Raw genomic sequence first — 1,824 nt, forward strand, 5'->3', positions numbered from 1 at the left:
GGGCGACTGCGTTCATGGTGGTGCATGCGGCGCTTGCGGTGGTGTTGGCGAAGCTCAGTGGCAGCACCGATGTTGCGGTGGGGTCGGCGGTCGCGGGTCGGGGTGAGGCGGCGCTCGATGATCTGGTGGGGATGTTCGTGAACACGTTGGTGTTGCGGGTCGAGTGTGATCCGGATCTGTCGTTCACCGAGCTGGTCGATCGGGTGCGGGAGAGGGATCTCGAGGCGTTCGCGCATGCGGATGTGCCGTTCGAGGCTCTGGTGGAGAGGTTGAACCCTGTTCGTTCGCAGTCGTTCTCGCCGCTGTTCCAGGTGATGTTGGCGTTCCAGAATTACACCCGGTCGCAGGTGGAGTTGCCGGGGTTGACGATCGCGCCGGTCGAGGTGGATCGGGTGGCGGCGCCGTTCGATCTGTCGATGTCGCTCGGTGAGGCGGCCGACGGCGGGTATGAGGGGTCGTTGGTGTATGCGGCGGACATCTTCGATCCGGGAACGGTGCGGGGGGTCGCGGAGCGGTTCGTGCGGGTACTCGAGGCGGTTGTCGATGATCCGTCGGTTCTGGTCAGGGATGTGTCGGTCCTCGACGCCTCGGAGCGGGCGTTGGTGCTCGATACCTGGAACGAGACCGGTCACCGGGTGCCGGAGGGGTTGCTGCTCGACGGGTTCGCCGAGCAGGTGGCGCGGACACCGGATGCGCCGGCGGTGGTGTTCGAGGGTGAGTCGTTGACGTATGCGCAGTTCGATGCGCGGGTGAATCGGGTGACGCGGTTGCTGATCGGTGTCGGGGTGGGCCCGGAGTCGTTGGTGGCGGTCGGGATGCGCCGGTCGGTGGAGATGGTGGTCGGGATCTATGCGGTGCTGCGCGCGGGTGGCGGGTATGTGCCGATCGACCCGGACCAGCCGCCCGAACGCAACGATCATGTGCTCGAGGCGGCGGCACCGGTGTGTGTGTTGACCACTGCGGCCGATCGCGGTGTCCTCCCGGTGGGGGTGGAGGTTGTCGAGGTCGACGGTGTGGAGGTGTCGGGGTATTCGTCGGCGCCGGTGGCCGGCTCCGAGCTGCTCGGGCGGGTGCGGCCGGAGAATGTGGCGTATGTGTTGTTCACGTCGGGGTCGACGGGGCGTCCGAAGGGGGTGGCGGTCAGTCACCGGGCGATCGTCAATCAGTTGTCGTGGATGATCTCCGAGTACGCGTTCACCGATTCCGATGCGGTGGTGCAGAAGACGCCGGTCACGTTCGATGCCTCGGTGTTGGAGTTGTTCGGGCCGTTGGCTGTCGGGGCCCGGTTGGTCATCGCTCGGCCGGACGGGCATCGTGATCCGGGATACCTGCTGTCGTTGATCGCGGACGAGGGTGTGACCGCGACGGTGTTCGTGCCGTCGATGCTGGGGACGGTGTTGGCCGATCCCGAGGTGCGGATCCCGGATTCGGTGCGGTTGGTGTATGTCGGTGGCGAGGACTTGCCGGTGGAGCTGTTCGGGCGTCTGGCGGCGAAATCGGATGCACGCCTGGAGAACATGTATGGGCCGACCGAGGTTGCGGTCACGGCGACGTCCTACCGGTGTGACGGCCGGGACGTGCGCACCGTGCCGGTCGGGGCGCCGGTGTGGAACACCCGCGCGTTCGTGCTCGACGGGCGTTTGCAGCCGGTGCCGGTCGGGGTGGCCGGGGAGTTGTATCTCGGTGGGGTGCAGATCGCCCGCGGCTATCAGGGCCGGGCGGATCTGACGGCGGAGCGGTTCGTGGCGGATCCGTTCGGTGCTCCGGGCACGCGGTTGTATCGCACCGGGGATCTGGTGCGATGGAACCGGGACGGGAATCTCG

Annotated in this window: 1 protein-coding gene; it reads left to right on the forward strand. The window is 67.1% G+C overall.

Annotated elements, in window-relative coordinates:
* On the forward strand, nt 1-1,824 hold a 1,824-nt coding region (locus EF834_RS18050), incomplete at both ends, for a non-ribosomal peptide synthetase (protein WP_127948661.1).

Origin of the sequence: Rhodococcus spongiicola, assembly GCF_004011835.1 — a bacterium.
Lineage (GTDB): Bacteria > Actinomycetota > Actinomycetes > Mycobacteriales > Mycobacteriaceae > Prescottella > Prescottella spongiicola.